The sequence below is a fragment of the Clavibacter sp. GW821-FHT01D01 genome, assembly GCF_059422605.1.
In genome coordinates, this window is record NZ_JBWKXC010000002.1 from 337,501 (window position 1) to 353,159 (window position 15,659).

Genomic DNA, 15,659 nt, shown 5'->3' on the forward strand with positions numbered 1-15,659 from the left:
GCTGTGCGTCAGGGCGCCTCGGTGCCGCCCGTGATCGCCCGTCGGATCCGCGCGATGTCGGTCTTCGGCTGCCGGTCGGCGGTCAGCAGCCCGTTGGTCTCCTGCATGGTGTCCGTGAGCTGCGTGTAGCAGGACCCCGCGAGCACCCGGCTCAGGCGGACGGCGTCGTACAGCCCGGTGATCCGGGCGATCCAATCGTCGGCGTCGACCGCGGCCGTGTAGCCCCAGGCGTCCTCGCGGGCCTCGCCCGGCTGGTAGTCGATCCCGCCGAACTCCGTCAGCATGAGCGGCCGGCCCCCGTCCTCGACGCCGTCGACGAGGATCCGCCGGCCGCTCGGCCCCATCCCGGAGAGGAGGCGGGTCCGGGCGGCCTCGTCGGCGAAGGTGCGGGCGAGCGCGTCGCCGTCGCCCTCGTAGTCGTGGACGCTGATGATGTCGCTCGACGTGTGCTCCCAGCCATCGTTGGAGATGACGGGCCGCGAGGGGTCTAGGGCGCGGGTGACGTCGGCGAGCGAGCGCGAGTAGGCCTGCTGTCGCGGGTCGGACGCGACCTGCTGCACGCCCCAGCTCTCGTTGAGGGGCACCCAGGTCACGATGCACGGGTGGGAGACGTCGCGCTCGACGGCGTCCATCCACTCGCGCATGAGCCGCTGCACGGCGGTCGCGGAGAACGCGTAGGCGTTGGGCGCCTCCCCCCAGACGAGGAGGCCGAGCCGGTCGGCCCAGTACAGGAAGCGGGGGTCCTCGATCTTCTGGTGCATGCGGGCGGCGGTGAAGCCGAGCTCCTTGATCAGCTCGACCTCGGTGCGGTGCGCGTCGTAGGAGGGCGCGGCCAGGTGGGAGGCCGGCCAGTAGCCCTGGTCGAGGACGGAGCGCACGTCGTAGGGGCGGTCGTTGAGGAGGAAGGAGCCGCGGTCCGTGGCGACCGTGCGGAGCCCGAGGTAGGACGCGACGGCGTCCACGGGCGCGCCGTCGGGGGAGAGGAGGGTCACCGTGGCATCGACGAGGCGCGGCTGCTCGGGGCTCCACAGGAGCTCGTCCTCGGCCTGGCCGTGGGTCTGCCGGGAGACCGGGACGACGAGGTCGACCGTGTCGCCCGCGGCGGGGAGGGTGGTCTCGATCGTGCCCAGGTGCTCGTCGCGCTCCTCCCAGCGGAGTTCGACGCGGACGCGCGAGCCGGCGGCGGCGCGCCCCCGGAGGGCGACCCCGAGGGACACGAGCGCATGGTCGACGGGGACCCAGCGGAGCGCGCGGATGGAGACGTCGGGCACTGCCTCGAGCCAGACCGTCTGCCAGATGCCGGTGGTGCGGTGGTACCAGATGGCGTGCGGCGCCTCGTGCCAGTCCTGCTTGCCGCGGGGCTGCGTCACGTCGTGCGGGTCGTCCTCGGCGCGCACGACGACGGTGTGCTCGGGGCCTTCGGCGACGAGGGCGGTGACGTCGAAGGTGAAGGGGGTGTGGCCGCCCTCGTGCGTCCCCACGAGGCGGCCGCCGATCCACACGGTGGCGCGGTAGTCGACCGCCCCGAAGTGCAGGAGCATCCGCGGTGCGGCGTCGGAGCGCCCCGCCTCCTCGAGGTCCGCGGTCGTGATGACGCGGGAGTACCAGACGACGCGGTGGAAGCCGGGGTCGGCGATGCCGGAGGCCTCGGACTCGGGCGGGAACGGGACGATGATGCGCTGCGCCTGGTCGAAGCCCGCGGACCAGCCCTCCGCCAGGCCGACGTCCGCGTCGTCGTGCCGGAAGGACCAGGGGCCGTCGAGGCCGGCCCACTGGCCGCGCACGGACTGCGGGCGGGGGTGGGAGCCGTCCTGCCGGGTGGCGATGGGGAGCTCGGGGCGCGTCGGGGGAAGGGATGCGGCGGTGGGCATGACGAACACTTTACAGCGCTGTAAGAGCGCCGCGTCGATACCATTCCGGCATGGGACGGGTCACGCTGCAGGACGTCGCCGACCTCGCCGGCGTCTCGATGAAGACCGTGTCCAACGTCGTCAACGACTACCCGCACATCAGCCCCCGGATGCGGGAGCGCGTGCGGACGGCGATCGATGAGCTCGGGTACCGGCCGAACCGCTCGGGCCGGAGCCTCGCGACGGGCCGCTCGAGTATGATCGGGCTGGCGTTCCCCGACCTTCGGCGGCCGTACTTCGCGGAGCTCGCGCACGCGTTCGCGCGCGTCGCCAAGGCGCGCGGGTACGGGATGCTCCTCATCGAGACCGGCGGCACCGCCGACGGCGAGCGCGCGGTGCTCCACGACCGGGAGGCCGGGTTCGTGGACGGACTGATCATCCATCCGCAGGCGCTGACGGCCGCCGACCTCGACGGGATGCGCGGGGACGCGTCCGTCGTGTTCCTCGGCGAGGACCCGCAGCCGGCGGGATCGGATCAGGTCGCCGTGGACAACGTCGAGGCGGCCCGCGCCGCGGTCGCGCATCTCGTGGCGCTGGGTCGGCGCCGCATCGGGTTCCTGGGACACGAGCGCGGCACGATGTCGCGGACGTCGGCGCTCCGGCTGGAGGGCTACGGCGACGGGCTCGCGGAGGCGGGCCTCGCCGTGGACGACGGCCTGCTCGTCGCCCGCGACGAGGGCGACGCCCTCGGCGCCGAGCGCGCCCTGTCGGAGGCGCTCGACCGGGGGATGGTCGTCGACGCGCTGCTGTGCCGGGAGGACCTGGCGGCCATCGGCGCGCTGCGGGCGCTGCGGCGGCACGGGCTGTCGGTGCCGGACGACGTCGCCGTCGTCGGATGGGATGCCATCGAGCTCGGGGCCAGCGTCATGCCGAGCCTCACGTCGGTGGCGCCCGACACGACGGAGCTCGTCGAGCGCACCCTCGACCTGCTCCTGCAGCGCGTGACCGGCGACGAGCGGCCGGGGCGGCACGTGACCGTCGCGCACGGCCTGGTCGTGCGCGAGAGCGCGCCGGCGCCGTCCTGAGCGCGGGATGCGGGTCGGCGGGCGCCGCTTCCCGGCTCGTGGTAGATAGCCGATAATGCACATTATGTCATGTGAGGGCGGAGACGCCCCTCCGCTCTCGCCCTGCCTGGCGCTCTGCACGACGATCACCGAGGGATGACGCGGTCGGCCTCGGAGCGCGTGCGCCCGCGCACCGCGCCGGTCGCCGCGCCGGTGGCGTCGCGCACGATGTCCCGGCCATGCTGGTGTCGATGCAGATCCACCGGCGGCTCGTCGCCGCCATCCGGACCGTCGCCCCGGGCAGCGGCCACGACATGCGAATGGACGAAGAACCATGACCCACGACCTCCGCCCGCTCGACCCCGCCACCCTGCCGCACCCCGTCGACGTGTCCGACAACGACGCCGCCCTGGCGCGCCTTCGTGCCGTCATCGACGCCGGCCCGTTCCGCGACGACTGGGACTCCCTCCGCAGCTACACGCCCCCCGAGTGGTACGCCGACGCGAAGCTCGGCATCTTCATCCACTGGGGCGTGTTCTCCGTCCCCGCGTTCGGGAGCGAGTGGTACGCCCGCGAGATGTACCGCGAGGGCACGCCCGAGTTCGCCCACCACGTCGAGACCTACGGACCCCAGAGGGAGTTCGGCTACAAGGACTTCATCCCGTCCTTCACCATGGAGGACTTCGACCCCGACGCGTGGGCGCAGCTCTTCCGCCAGGCCGGCGCGCAGTTCGTCGTGCCCGTCGCCGAGCACCACGACGGCTTCGCCATGTACGACACCGACCGGTCGAGATGGAGCGCCGCCCGCATGGGACCCGGCCGCGACGTGTTCGGCGAGCTCTCCGCCGCCACCGACAGGGCGTGGATGGTCCGCGGCGCCTCCACGCATCGGGCGGAGCACTGGTTCTTCATGAACGGCGGAGCCCGCTTCGACTCCGACGTCCTCGACCCCGAGTACCAGGACTTCTACGGCCCCGCTCAACGCGAGGAGACCGGCCCGAACGAGCGCTACCTCGAGGACTGGCTCCTGAGGACCGTCGAGATCATCGACAAGTACCGCCCGCAGGTGCTCTGGTTCGACTGGTGGATCGAGCACCCCGCGTTCGAGCCCTACGTCATGCAGCTCGCTGCCTACTACTACAACCGGGCCGCGCAGTGGGGCCGCGAGGTCGTCATCAACTACAAGTGGGACGCCTTCGCCGAAGGCACCGCCGTCTACGACATCGAGCGCGGCACGATGGGCGTCATCCAGCCCACCGTCTGGCAGAACGACACCGCCGTGTCCAAGGGCTCGTGGTCGTGGGTGCGCGACCACGAGTACAAGACCGTCGAGGACATAATCGCGGAGCTCGCCGATGTGGTCGCGAAGAACGGGAACCTCCTGCTCAACGTCGGGCCCAAGCCCGACGGGACCATCCCCGAGGCCGAGGCGGACCTGCTCCGCGGCCTCGGCGCGTGGCTCTCGGTCAACGGCGAGGCGATCTACGGCACCCGCCCCTGGGCCATCGCCGCCGAGGGCCCCACGCAGGTCGTCGTCGGCTCCTTCGTCGACGGCGCACCCGCTGCGTTCACCGACGCCGACTTCCGGTTCACCTCCCGGGCCCACGTCACGGGCGACTACGTCTACGCGATCTCGCTGGCGCCGTCGGCAGAGGGCGAGATGCGCATCCGCGCGTTCGGCCGCGGCGCCGGGCTCCTCACCCGTCGCATCACCGAGGTCACCGTCCTCGGCCGCACCGGACCGGTGGACTGGGAGCAGTCGGCCGGCGACCTGGTCGTGCGCGCACCCGGCGCCTCCGTGGTCAGGCTGCTCCTCGCACCCGAGGACGTCCAGCCGCGGACGGACTTCCTGCACCAGTGACGTCGGCTCACGTGCGGGGCGTGAGCCGCACACGGGGTGGCGCCGAGCAGCGCGACGGCGGCGCGGGCAGCTGTTCCGCGTCGCATCCGGACCCACGACCCGGAGCGCTCGTCGCCAGCCTCGCGAAACCAGCACTACTGGTACCCCAGCGGATCCGGGCACTCCTCACCGCCAGCGGGGAGCGCGAGTCGATGACGGCCCTCGCCGGGACGCTCCGGGCCGATCGACGTGCTTGCATGGGACGCACGGTCGCGCACGCGGCGGTGCCACCGGATGGCGAGCCCTTCCTGCTCCGCACGATGAGGGGAGATCGCCCGACCGGAGGTGATCGACGCGGACGCCGTGCGCGGAGGCGCTCGCCGCCGCTCCCCCGGAGGCGCGGGACTCCTCCCCTGCCGGTGCCAGGACTCCGTGCGGGGATGGGCGCCACGCGTGCCTCGTCGCGAGCGGCCGAACCGTGGGGATCACGCATGTCAGACGAACCGGCACCGGATCCCCGGTCCCTGTCGCACGTCCGTCAGCGCCTCGCCGTGTCCGAGGGCCTCGCCCTCGGCTTCGCCGTGCACGGCCGATGGAGGGTCCGCTTCGACGCGCTCGCCATCCACCGCGCGGTGGTGAGCGCGTACCTCGACTGGCCGCAGGCCGACGCCTTCCCGCGGGTCCGGGCCGAGCTCGCATCAGGGCTGTCCGGCGTCCACGCCCTCACTCGGGCGGACGACACCGCGCACACCTTCGCCCTGTACTGGACCCGGGACGCGGAGACCGACGGGGACCTCGTGCTCCGCTCCTGGTTCGACGACTGGACGCCCGATTCCGCCGAGGACGTGGACTACGCGGTGGAGGTCGTCCCCGGTCCCATCACCCGGGATCAGTGGCACGCCCTGGCGGGTGCGGTCATCGGACGGCTCCCCGCCTGAACGCTCGACATGCACTCCCGCGGCACCGGACCGCCCCTCCCGATGCCCCGGCGGCTGCGGGCGCCTCCCCGGCGCGGGCCCCGCGAGCTCGCCACCAGGATCGTCCGCAGCTCCTGCTGAGGGGCCGACCCGCCGCCGCTGGCCTAGCCTGGATCCACCTTCGACGGGAACGAGAGCACATGACGCGGTCCGCCTCGTCGCGCGACGACCGGTGGGCGAAGGTCGCCATGCTCACCGGCGCCGTCGCGCTCGGCGTGTACGCCGTGCTCTGGTGCGTGATGTGGATCCCGTTCCACGTCGACGGGACCGGGCTGCTGATCCTCTACCCGCTGTTCCTCCTCGCGTGGGTGCCGATCGAGCTGCTGGCGACCCTCAGCCTGATGTTCGCGATCGTCGCCCTGGCGAAGCGGCAGGGCAGGACGGCGGGGACCGTCGGGATCCTGGTCGCCGACGTCGTGTTCGTCGTCCTCTCGCTCCCGACGCTCTGGTTCGGCGAGTTCCCGTGGTACGTCCTCACGCCCGGTGGGGCGTGAGGAGCACGACGTGACGAACCACCACGCCCCCTCTCCGGATCGGCCTCGGACTCGGCCATCAGCGCCCTCCGGGTGCGCGGCATCGGACGAGGCCGCCGCCCCGGTCCGCTGCGCGGGCAGCACGCCCGCGCTGGCGCCGATCGTGTAGGTTCTCCTCATCTGAGGTAAAAAGCAGACCGCGCTCGATCGCGGTCTGCGCGCACACGCGGCATCGAACGATCCGCCACTTCTCCCCCGAGAAGGAGTGCGCCCATGGTGCCCGATGCCCCCCGATCCACCCCGCGCGACGCGGTGGAGGATCCCTCTCCGCGTCGCCTGCGTGACGCCTGGATCGCCCTGTCCGGCCTCTCTGCCGTGTTCCTGTTCGAGATGCTCGACGACTCGGTGCTCGACGTCGCCCTGCCCACCATCGGGCGCGACCTCGACGCCTCGACGGCCGGCCTGCAGTGGGTGACGGGCGCGTACTCGGTCGCGTTCGGCGGTCTCATGCTGCTGTTCGGCGCGATCGCCGACCGCTTCGGGCGCCGCCGCGTCATGCTGGCCGGGCTGGTCGTGCTCGCCGTCGCCGGGTCGGCCACCGCGTTCGCGACGTCCACGGAGCAGCTGATCGCCGTCCGCGCGGCCATGGGGATCGCGGCGGCGATGACCACGCCCGGGTCCATGGCGCTCGCCTTCCGGCTGTTCGACACCCAGGCCCTCCGGGTCCGCGCGATCACCGTCATCTCCACCGCGGGGCTCGCCGGGCTCGCCGTCGGACCGACCGCCGGCGGGCTCGTGCTCGCGGTCGCCCCCTGGCAGGTGCTCCTGCTCGCGAACGTGCCCATCGCGGCGCTCGCCGTCATCGGCATCCGCGTCGGCATCGCAGCCGACGCCCGAGCCGAGCTGCACGCGGATCCGATCGACGTCGTCGGGGCGCTGCTCGGCACGGCGACGATCACCGCGGCCCTCGTCGCGCCGACGCTCTTCGTCGGGGACGGCCCCGGATCCTGGGCCCCGTGGATCGCCTCGGCGTCCGCCGTCCTGGCCGGGACCGCCTTCGCCGTCCGCCAGCGCACCGCGCGACACCCGCTGCTGGAGACGCGCCTCCTCGCGCTGCCGGCCGTGTCGAGCGGCCTGGCATCCAAGGCGGCGGCCGGTCTGGCGGTCGCGGGCCTGTCCTACCTGGTGACGCTGCAGCTGCAGCTCGCGTGGGGGTGGACCCCGGCTCTGGCCGCCGTCGCCATGCTCCCGCAGGTGGTCGTCCTCCTCGCCAGCGGGCGCCTCGTCGGCCCGTTCGTCCAGCGCGTCGGCCTGGACCGCGCGGCCGCGGCGAGCGCGACCGCCGTGGTGGCGGGGCTCGCCGTGTTCGCCCTCCTCGGGCGACTCGGCTACGCCGGGGTGCTGATCGCCCTCGTCCTGGTCGCCGCCGGCGTGCGCGTGGTCGGCGTCGTCGCCGGCACGGCCGTGCTGCACGGGCTCCCGGCCGACCGCACCTCCGTCGGCGCCGCGCTGGTGGACACCTCCAGCGAGCTCGCGACCGCGACCGGCATCGCCGTGACCGGCACGATCCTCGCGGCCCTCGTCACCGGGAGCATCACGAGCGCACCCGCGACCGCGTCCGGGCTCGCGCAGCTGCAGGGCGCGATCACCATCGCCGGCTCCACCCTCGCCCTCGCCGCGGCCGCCCTCGTGGCGCTCGGTGCCATCCGCTCACGCACCACCACCACCACCACCTCGACACAGGAGCCCGCCGATGACTGACGCACTCGCACGACCCCCCTTCGACCCCGAGCTCGCCGCCTTCCTCACCCGGATGCAGGAGCACGGACCCTTCACCCTGACCACGGAGATGCTCCCCCGCATGCGCGAGCTGGGGATGACGGAGCAGGAGCTCGACGAGTCCCTCCGCGCGCGCGGGCTCGAGCGCCGGAGAGTCATCATCGCCGGGCACGGCGGGGATCCGATCGCGCTCGGCATCATCCAGCGCATCGGGCGCGAAGGCTCCGCCCCCTGCTTCCTCACCATCCACGGTGGCGGCATGATGTTCGGCCACCACCTCGGGAACCTCGACTCCTACGACGAGTGGCTGCTCACCCACGACGTCGTCCTGATCACGGTGGACTACCGCCTCGCCCCCGAGCACCCCGATCCCTACCCGATCGAGGACTGCTACGCGGGCCTCGTCTGGACCGCCGAGCACGCCGACTCGCTGGGGATCGACGCGGACCGCATCGTCCTCGTCGGCCAGAGCGCCGGCGGCGGACTGGCGGCGGGCACCGCCCTGCTCGCGCGCGACCGGAAGGGACCGCCGCTGCGGGCGCAGATCCTGATCTCGCCCATGCTCGACGACAGCGACTCCACCGTCTCGACCCGGCAGATCGACGGCGTGGGCGTCGCCGACCGCGCGATGACGCGCTTCGGGTGGGACGCCTACCTCGGCGGCCGCCGTGGCGGACCCGACGTGTCCGCCTACGCCGCACCCGCACGCGCCGAGGACCTGTCCGGGCTGCCCGAGACCTACATCGACTGCGGCAGCGCGGAGGTGTTCCGCGACGAGACGGTCGCCTTCGCGAGCCGGCTCTGGGAGGCCGGCGTCCCGGCCGAGCTGCACGTCTGGCCGGGGGCGTTCCACGGGTTCACCAGCATGGTGCCGGCCGCCGTGCTGTCCCGGACCGCCGTCCACGCGCTGGCGGGATGGACGACGCGGCTCCTGAGCAGGTGACCGCACGGCAGGGCGTCCGCGTCCGGCACATGGCGTCCCCGCCCTCGCGTCGGGAGCGGGTCGCTGCTCCCGGACGCGCCGCGCCCGCCCGGCGGTCGAGTGGCGGGTCCGTGCGGGTGCCCTGTTCCACGGGGCGAGTGGAGGACCGGGCCTCGATGGATGCCACGGCGCCGGATCCCCTCACGCGCTCGTCGGCTCCTCCACCGGATGGGGATCCCCTACCGGACGTGAGCGTCGAGGGACTCGAGCGCCTGGTGGACCGTCTCCTCGAGCGGGCGGGTGCTGTCGATCACGAGACGGTCATGCGTGCGCGGTTCGCACTCCTCGGTGGTGCGCTGCACCGCCTCCCATGTCGGCAAGGTGAGGCCGGGCAGGTCGTCGTCACGGTGCTCCACGCGCCGACGATGCTCGTCGGCATCGGGACGCACGACGTCGATCACGCGCAACTCCGCGCCCGCGGCCTCGGCTGTCGGAACCCAGCCGGCTCGCGCCGGCTCCACACCGCTCACCGCGTCCGCGATGACCGTCTGGCCTCGGCTCAGGTTCGGGACGGCGATCGCATGCATGACCGAGTATGCGGCGATCCCCGACTGCTCTGGCGGGATGCCGTGCGTCCACATCGCCGCCTCGATCTCATCGACCCGCAGCAGCACGGCGGGGAGCTCCTCCGCGATCGCGGCCGACAGCGTCGACTTGCCCGCACCGGGCAATCCACATACCTGAACCAGCATCATCGACCCCTTCGTCGACACGTCCGACATGTCCACCGGACAGGCCGGAGCGACGCATCGACCGTCTCCTACCGGGTCTCGGACGCAGCCGCACCGTCACCGGCGCCGAGGCCTCGGCCGGGGATCCCCTACCGGCGGGCTCCACCCGGGTCCGGACGGGTCCTGGCCGTTCGGCGCGTCCGGCGGATGGACCAGGAGATCGTCAGGGCGAACGTCGCAAGGCAACCGAGGGCCGCAGCAGAGGACTCCACGACGACTCGCCCGTCCCCCCATTCGGCGAATGAGCCGAAGACCACGAAGGCGCAGCACCCCGCGGCCGCGGACGAGACCCGGATGCGGATGCGATCCCGTCGTGTGACGCTCGAGATGACGGCGAAGACCGTCAGGGCGACGGCGCTGACGACCACCCCGAAGCCGAGGCCCACGGCGGCGCCGACGATCGCGCCGAAGATGGAGAGCCCGGCGGACCCGGTCCCTCCCGTGGAACTCGGCGAGAGGATCCATTGGGGAAGCGTGTGAGCGAGCGAGTAGGCGATGCCCGCGAGACTCCCTCCGACGGGACCGAGGCCCGCGATCAGAGTCCATGTGAGCGGGCTGGTGGGCTCTCGATCAGGGATCGGCCGCCGGCTGGTCGAGATCGACCCGGGCCTGCGACCCTCCGACCTCACCGGACCCCGCGGCGGCGAATCCGCCGTCGCCAGGGAGCGGGAGCGGGTCGTCCGGGCCCTCGCCGACGCGTGCACGCTCCTCGCGATCGCGTACGGCGCCGACACCCTCGTGCTCGGCGGCGGGGTGCTCCATCACGTCGCCGGCCTGACGGGCGCCGCGGACGCGCTCCTCCGGCATCGCGCCGCGGACTCGCCGTTCCTGGCGGCCCTCGGCGTCGCGGATCGGCTGGTGCTCGCCCCCCGTGAGCTGCCCGTGGCCCAGTTGGGAGCGGCCATGCTGGGCATCCCGGAGGGGCTCCGCGGCCAGGTCGCGCTGCCGGTCGCGTGGGACAGGAGCCCGTCGTGGAGGTGATCATCGAGGACGACCCGCTGCACGTCGGCCGTGTCGCCGCCGCGCGCATCGCCGCGGTCGTCCGCCGCGACCCGACCGCGGTGATCGGCCTGGCGACCGGATCGAGCCCGCAGGGCGTCTACGCCGAGCTCGCGCGCCTCGTCGCGGCAGGGGGGATCTCGTTCGCGGACGCCCGCGGCTTCGCGCTCGACGAGTACGTGGGCATCCCCGTCGACCATCCCGAGTCCTACGCCAGCGTCATCGCGCGCGACGTGATCGGACCCCTCGGCTTCCGCGCGGCCCGGGTCCGGGTGCCGGACGGCCGCGCCGACGACCTCGACGCGGAGGCCTCCGCGTACGACGCCGCCATCCGGGCGGCGGGCGGCATCGACGTCCAGATCCTCGGCATCGGTGTGAACGGGCACATCGGCTTCAACGAGCCGACCTCCTCGTTCGCCTCCCGGACCCGCGTCGCGACCCTGGCCGCGTCGACCCGGGCGGCGAACGCGCGGTTCTTCGCGCGTCCCGAGGACGTGCCCGTCCACTGCCTGACCCAGGGGCTGGGGACGATCATGGAGGCTCGTCGCCTCGTCCTCGTGGCGACGGGCGAGGCGAAGGCCGCCGCGATCGCCGCCGCCGTCGAGGGCCCGCTGTCCGCCAGCGTCCCCGCGAGCGTGCTGCAGCTGCATCCGCGGGCGACCGTGGTCGTCGACGAGGCGGCGGCGTCCCGGCTGCGGCTCGGGGACTACTACCGGGATGTGCAGGAGAGCGCGTCGCTCCTCGCCGGCCGCCCATCGTCGTCGGGGGGGGGGGCCGCGACCGTCGTGACGAGCTCCGGCCAGCCGGCACTCCCCCGCTCACCCGGCCCCGGCGCGCACCAGTCCCGTCTCGTAGGCGAGGACCACGGCCTGCACCCGGTCGCGGATGCCGAGCTTGGCGAGGATCCGGCCGACGTGCGTCTTCACCGTCGCCTCGGCGAGGAACAGGTCGCCCGCGATCTCGGCGTTCGAGCGGCCCTCCGCGACCCGGCGCAGCACCTCGGTCTCCCGCGGCGTGAGGCTGACGAGCCGCGGGTGGACGCCGTCGGCCGCGGTCGCGGTGGACGTCACGGGCAGCACGTCCGCGAACATCTCGAGCATCCGGCGTGTCACGCGCGGCGCGACCACGGAGTCGCCGGACGCCACGACGCGCACCGCGGACGCGAGCTCCGCCGGCGTCGCGTCCTTGAGGAGGAACCCGCTCGCGCCCGCGCGGAGGGCGGCGAACGCGTGCTCGTCCACGTCGAAGGTGGTGAGGATCAGCACGCGCACCGCCGGGTGCTCGGCCACGATCCGCCGGGTCGCCTCGATGCCGTCGACGCCCGGCATGCGCACGTCCATCAGCACCACGTCCGGGTGCAGCGCGGCCACCTGGTCGATCGCGGTCCGGCCGTCGGCGGCCTCGCCCACCACCTCGAGGTCGGGCGCGCTCTCCAGCACGAGCCGGAACCCCATGCGCACCAGCGACTGGTCGTCCACCAGCAGGATCGTCGTCATCGTCCCTCCTCCTCGTCCTCGTCGTCATCCCACGGCAGCTCGGCACGCACGCGCCAGCCCGTGCCGTGCGGGCCCGCCTCCACGGTTCCGCCGAACGCGGCGGCCCGCTCGCGCATGCCGACCACGCCGCGGCCCGAGCCGAGGGCCGGCTCGCCGCGGACGCCCGCGCCCTGGTCGACGACCGTCACCGCGACGCGGCCGGGGAGGCGCCGGATGGCGAGCTCCACACCCGTCGTCGCCGGCGCGTGCCGGAGCACGTTGGTCAATGCCTCCTGCACGATCCGGTGCACGGCGAGCTGCAGCGTCGCATCGGCCTCCGCGAGCCGCGGGTCGGCGAGGCCGGAGGCGCGCACGGGCAGACCCGCCAGCCGGAAGCGGTCGACCAGGGGCTCCAGGTCGCGCATCCCGGGCAGGGGTGCGACGCTCGCCTCCCCGACCGTGCCCACCGGTCCGCCCTCGTCGTGCAGCACGCCGAGGACCCGCCGCATGTCGGTGAGGGCCGTGCGTCCCGTGGCCACGAGCTCGTCGAGGGCGGTGCGCGCGCGGTCCGGCGCCCACTCCACGGCCATCGACGCACCGCCGCCGAGCGCGACTATGACGGAGATGCTGTGCGCGACCACGTCGTGCATCTCCCGCGCGATGCGGGTGCGCTCGGCCGCCTGAGCCAGGAGCGCGCGCTGCTCCGCATCACTGGCGACCGCGTCGGCAGCCTCCACGAGCGCCGCCAGGTGCAGCCGCCGCCCCCGGGCGCTGGTGCCGGCCGCCACGGCGACGAGCACCAGGACGAGGACGGGCAGGGCGATCTGCTGCCATCCCCCGGCGAGCGGATCCCACGGGTCACCGCGGTCCGGGGCGCGCGGCGGGAGCCCGCTCATGACGGCGCTCACCTGCATCGACAGCGGCAGCAGCCGGGCGGCGACGAGCAGGACCACCACCGCGACGACGCACGTGACCCACGTGACGAGAGGTCGTCGGGCGACCGCGACCGCGTACAGGGCGAGCGCGAGCCCGAGCTCGGACCCCGATGTCGAGCCGGTGAGGGCGAGGGCCGCGACCCCGAGGACCGCCATCCCCGCGGCGACCGCCGTGGGGCGGCGACGCCGCCCGAGGAGCAGCACGCACCCCAGGGCCGTGAGCGCGAGCGACGCGACCTGCATCCGCTGCACCTGCGCACCGCCGAGGTAGGTGGAGAGCCCGTACATCGAGTCGGCGCCGACGCCGGTGACGAGCGCCCAGGCGGCGAAGCAGGCGATGACGACGGCGTCCACGAGGGCCGGCCGCCGTGCGGAGAGGCGGCCGAGCGGCCCCCGCGGGCGCACCCGCAGCTCGGTGAGGAGGGAGGCCGGCCCCTGTCCCGCGCTCACGCTCGCTCCTGCCCCATCGACCTCACTCTGGCAGGTGCCGGCCGGACCGTGCGGATCACCGGGCCGGTGCGTGCGGCCGGAGACGGATCCCGCGACGCGCGCGTCAGGCATCCCGGCGGCGCAGCAGCACGAGCGCGACGACGAGCACGCCGAGGACCCAGAGGAGCATGACGCCGTAGCCGCCCCACGGCGACAGGTCCGTGCTGTTCGAGACGGTGATGACGGAGCCGACCGCGTCCGACCGCAGGAGCCGGCTGCCCGCGCTCGACGGCAGGTGCGCGGCGAGGGACTGCAGGGGGGCCCACGGGATCGCGGCGAGCAGGTTCTCGACGACGAGCAGCAGGCCGACCACAACGGAGATGCCCGCGGCCGGGCTCCGGACGAGCATCCCGATCCCGAACGCGAGCGCCGTCACGGCGGCGAGGTAGAGCGGCGCGCCGAGGATGAGGCGGGCGTCCTCCGCTCGCAGCAGGTCGATCGACATCCCGGTGGGACCGAACCAGGGCGCGCAGGCTGCCCAGGCGGCCAGCACGGCGACGGTCGATGCGGCGGTCACCGCGAGCACCACGACGAGGAGCTTGGCGAGGATCGCCCGCACCCGCATCGGCGTGACCGTGAGCGTGGTGCGGATCTGGCCGGAGCCGTACTCGCCCGCCACGACCATGACGCCGAGCACGGCGAACGCCAGCTGCGCGAGCGCGATGCCGCCGGTGGCGTACGCGGCGCCGACCATGCCCTCGGATCCGACGGCCTCCGGGACCCCCGCGATGCTGAGGACCCGGGAGACCGCGAACGCCGGGATGACGGCGGTGCCGAGCGCGAGGATCCACCAGGTGGAGCGCAGGGAGCGCAGCTTGATCCACTCGCCCGCGACGAGCCGGGCGAACGTCCCCGGGTGGACGGCGGGGTGCTGGACGGGGAGCGTGCGGGTCGCGGTCATGCGCGTCCTCCTGGGGTGTCGTGGCGGATGCCGGCGGGTGCGGCGGAGCGGTGCTCGACCGCGTCGGCGGTGAGCTGCAGGTAGGCCTCCTCGAGGGAGACGTGGACGGGGGCCAGCCCGTGCAGGACGATGCCGGCGGACGCGGCGAGCGCGGCGACGCCGGGTGCGTCGATCCCGGTCGCGTCGAGCACGTCGTGCTCGACGGCGACCGCGCCGACCCCGGGCTGCCGTGCGAGCTCGCGCTCGAGCTCGCCGCGCATGGGCGTCCGGACTCGGACGGTGCGGGTCTGCGCCCGCTCGACGACGTCGCGGGTGGGCGCGTCGACGAGCACGCGGCCTCGGCCGAGGATCAGCAGGTGATCGGCCGTGAGCGCCATCTCGCTCATCAGGTGCGACGACAGCAGCACCGTCCGGCCCTCCGCGGCCAGGCCGCGCAGCAGGGTGCGGATCCAGTGGACTCCCTCGGGGTCGAGCCCGTTGACGGGCTCGTCGAGGATCAGGGTCCGCGGGTCACCGAGGAGCGCGGCGGCGATCCCGAGGCGCTGGCCCATCCCGAGGGAGAAGGTGCGGACGCGGCGGCGGGCGACGTCCGCGAGTCCCGCCATGTCGAGGACCTCGTCCACCCGGCGCGGGTGGATCCCGTGCGTCGCCGCCAGCGAGAGCAGGTGCGCCCGCGCCGACCGGCCGCCGTGCACCGCGGTCGCGTCGAGTAGCGCGCCGACCTCCCCGAGGGGCGCCCGGTGCTGCGCGTACGCCTTCCCGTTCACGGTGACGTGCCCGGACGTGGGCCGGTCCAGGCCCACGATCATGCGCATCGTCGTGGACTTCCCCGCGCCGTTCGGCCCTAGGAAGCCGGTGACGACGCCGGGTCGGACGGTGAAGTCGACGCGGTCGACCGCGCGTCCCCCCGGGTGGTCCTTGGTCAGGCCGGATGCCTCGATCATGTGCCCTCCTCTGCTCGGCCTCTCGAGCCTGACGCCGGGCGGCGGCGGCCGGGACGACCGCGAGGAGCAGATCCCGGGCGCGAGCGCCTACGCCGCGGGGATGACGGCGTCACCCGGAGGGCGGAGGAGCGGCCGGGCCCGTCACGCGCGGCCGCGCGCCGCGGGCCGCCCGGGCGAATCCCGCCGCCTCCCCCCGGGATCACGACCGCATCCCTCCCGC

At 74.0% G+C, this 15,659-nt stretch carries 14 protein-coding genes and 1 pseudogene; 8 read left to right on the forward strand and 7 right to left on the reverse strand.

Features of this window, described 5'->3' with window-relative positions:
• Positions 1-8 precede the first annotated feature (8 nt).
• Positions 9-1,871, reverse strand: coding sequence for a glycoside hydrolase family 2 TIM barrel-domain containing protein (locus tag AC07VC_RS05285; RefSeq protein WP_494675930.1), 1,863 nt, complete (start codon positions 1,869-1,871; stop codon positions 9-11).
• 50 nt (positions 1,872-1,921) lie between these two features.
• On the opposite strand from AC07VC_RS05285, the gene AC07VC_RS05290 reads away from it, so the two are divergent.
• Positions 1,922-2,935, forward strand: coding sequence for a LacI family DNA-binding transcriptional regulator (locus AC07VC_RS05290; RefSeq protein ID WP_494675929.1), 1,014 nt, complete (start codon positions 1,922-1,924; stop codon positions 2,933-2,935).
• A gap of 125 nt (positions 2,936-3,060) precedes the next feature.
• Here AC07VC_RS05290 and AC07VC_RS05295 read toward each other — a convergent pair whose 3' ends face one another.
• A complete protein-coding gene (locus tag AC07VC_RS05295; protein ID WP_494724449.1) occupies positions 3,061-3,225 on the reverse strand; it encodes a hypothetical protein in 165 nt (54 codons plus the stop codon).
• A 23-nt stretch (positions 3,226-3,248) separates the two neighbouring features.
• Here AC07VC_RS05295 and AC07VC_RS05300 point away from each other — a divergent pair, with 23 nt between their 5' ends.
• The 5 genes from AC07VC_RS05300 (at position 3,249) to AC07VC_RS05320 (ending at position 8,926) form a co-directional block, all read left to right on the forward strand.
• A complete protein-coding gene (locus AC07VC_RS05300; RefSeq protein ID WP_494675928.1) occupies positions 3,249-4,775 on the forward strand; it encodes an alpha-L-fucosidase in 1,527 nt (508 codons plus the stop codon).
• Positions 4,776-5,245: 470 nt separating this feature from the next.
• Entirely contained in the window at positions 5,246-5,692 is a 447-nt protein-coding gene (locus tag AC07VC_RS05305) for a hypothetical protein (RefSeq protein WP_494675927.1), read from the forward strand.
• A 179-nt stretch (positions 5,693-5,871) separates the two neighbouring features.
• On the forward strand, positions 5,872-6,225 hold the full coding sequence (locus tag AC07VC_RS05310; RefSeq protein ID WP_494675926.1) for a hypothetical protein: 354 nt from the start codon (positions 5,872-5,874) through the stop codon (positions 6,223-6,225).
• A 252-nt stretch (positions 6,226-6,477) separates the two neighbouring features.
• A complete protein-coding gene (locus tag AC07VC_RS05315; RefSeq protein ID WP_494675925.1) occupies positions 6,478-7,965 on the forward strand; it encodes an MFS transporter in 1,488 nt (495 codons plus the stop codon).
• Positions 7,958-8,926 (forward strand): alpha/beta hydrolase, encoded by a 969-nt coding sequence (locus tag AC07VC_RS05320; RefSeq protein WP_494675924.1) that lies wholly within the window; start codon positions 7,958-7,960, stop codon positions 8,924-8,926. Before AC07VC_RS05315 ends, AC07VC_RS05320 begins: the two co-directional genes overlap by 8 nt.
• A 218-nt stretch (positions 8,927-9,144) precedes the next feature.
• Here AC07VC_RS05320 and AC07VC_RS05325 read toward each other — a convergent pair whose 3' ends face one another.
• On the reverse strand, positions 9,145-9,687 hold the full coding sequence (locus tag AC07VC_RS05325; protein WP_494675923.1) for a P-loop nucleotide/nucleoside kinase family protein: 543 nt from the start codon (positions 9,685-9,687) through the stop codon (positions 9,145-9,147).
• Between the two features lie 567 nt (positions 9,688-10,254).
• On the opposite strand from AC07VC_RS05325, the gene AC07VC_RS05330 reads away from it, so the two are divergent.
• A complete protein-coding gene (locus AC07VC_RS05330) occupies positions 10,255-10,677 on the forward strand; it encodes a hypothetical protein (protein ID WP_494675922.1) in 423 nt (140 codons plus the stop codon).
• Positions 10,668-11,411: pseudogene (gene nagB, locus AC07VC_RS05335) on the forward strand (glucosamine-6-phosphate deaminase); the annotation flags it as partial. The gene AC07VC_RS05330 and the pseudogene nagB, both read left to right, overlap by 10 nt.
• Positions 11,412-11,513: 102 nt before the next feature.
• Here nagB and AC07VC_RS05340 read toward each other — a convergent pair.
• The 4 genes from AC07VC_RS05340 to AC07VC_RS05355 form a co-directional block, all read right to left on the reverse strand.
• Complete coding sequence (locus AC07VC_RS05340; RefSeq protein WP_494675921.1) at positions 11,514-12,191, reverse strand: response regulator; 678 nt, start codon at positions 12,189-12,191, stop codon at positions 11,514-11,516.
• Complete coding sequence (locus AC07VC_RS05345) at positions 12,188-13,555, reverse strand: sensor histidine kinase (RefSeq protein ID WP_494675920.1); 1,368 nt, start codon at positions 13,553-13,555, stop codon at positions 12,188-12,190. Before AC07VC_RS05345 ends, AC07VC_RS05340 begins: the two co-directional genes overlap by 4 nt.
• A gap of 103 nt (positions 13,556-13,658) precedes the next feature.
• Positions 13,659-14,495 carry an ABC transporter permease gene (locus tag AC07VC_RS05350; protein ID WP_494675919.1) on the reverse strand — a complete coding sequence of 279 codons (837 nt, stop codon included), beginning with the start codon at positions 14,493-14,495 and terminating at the stop codon, positions 13,659-13,661.
• On the reverse strand, positions 14,492-15,439 hold the full coding sequence (locus tag AC07VC_RS05355; protein WP_317228789.1) for an ATP-binding cassette domain-containing protein: 948 nt from the start codon (positions 15,437-15,439) through the stop codon (positions 14,492-14,494). The genes AC07VC_RS05350 and AC07VC_RS05355 overlap by 4 nt, the downstream gene beginning before the upstream one ends.
• Positions 15,440-15,659: the final 220 nt, after the last annotated feature.

Excerpts from the sequence above, each read along its gene's own strand:
- AC07VC_RS05285 (WP_494675930.1), bottom strand. The coding sequence starts at position 1,871 with ATGCCCACCGCCGCATCCCTTCCCCCGACGCGCCCCGAGCTCCCCATC.
- AC07VC_RS05290 (WP_494675929.1), top strand. The coding sequence starts at position 1,922 with ATGGGACGGGTCACGCTGCAGGACGTCGCCGACCTCGCCGGCGTCTCG.
- AC07VC_RS05300 (WP_494675928.1), top strand. The coding sequence starts at position 3,249 with ATGACCCACGACCTCCGCCCGCTCGACCCCGCCACCCTGCCGCACCCC.
- AC07VC_RS05305 (WP_494675927.1), top strand. The coding sequence starts at position 5,246 with ATGTCAGACGAACCGGCACCGGATCCCCGGTCCCTGTCGCACGTCCGT.
- AC07VC_RS05310 (WP_494675926.1), top strand. The coding sequence starts at position 5,872 with ATGACGCGGTCCGCCTCGTCGCGCGACGACCGGTGGGCGAAGGTCGCC.
- AC07VC_RS05315 (WP_494675925.1), top strand. The coding sequence starts at position 6,478 with ATGGTGCCCGATGCCCCCCGATCCACCCCGCGCGACGCGGTGGAGGAT.
- AC07VC_RS05320 (WP_494675924.1), top strand. The coding sequence starts at position 7,958 with ATGACTGACGCACTCGCACGACCCCCCTTCGACCCCGAGCTCGCCGCC.
- AC07VC_RS05325 (WP_494675923.1), bottom strand. The coding sequence starts at position 9,687 with ATGTCGGACGTGTCGACGAAGGGGTCGATGATGCTGGTTCAGGTATGT.
- AC07VC_RS05340 (WP_494675921.1), bottom strand. The coding sequence starts at position 12,191 with ATGACGACGATCCTGCTGGTGGACGACCAGTCGCTGGTGCGCATGGGG.
- AC07VC_RS05350 (WP_494675919.1), bottom strand. The coding sequence starts at position 14,495 with ATGACCGCGACCCGCACGCTCCCCGTCCAGCACCCCGCCGTCCACCCG.
- AC07VC_RS05355 (WP_317228789.1), bottom strand. The coding sequence starts at position 15,439 with ATGATCGAGGCATCCGGCCTGACCAAGGACCACCCGGGGGGACGCGCG.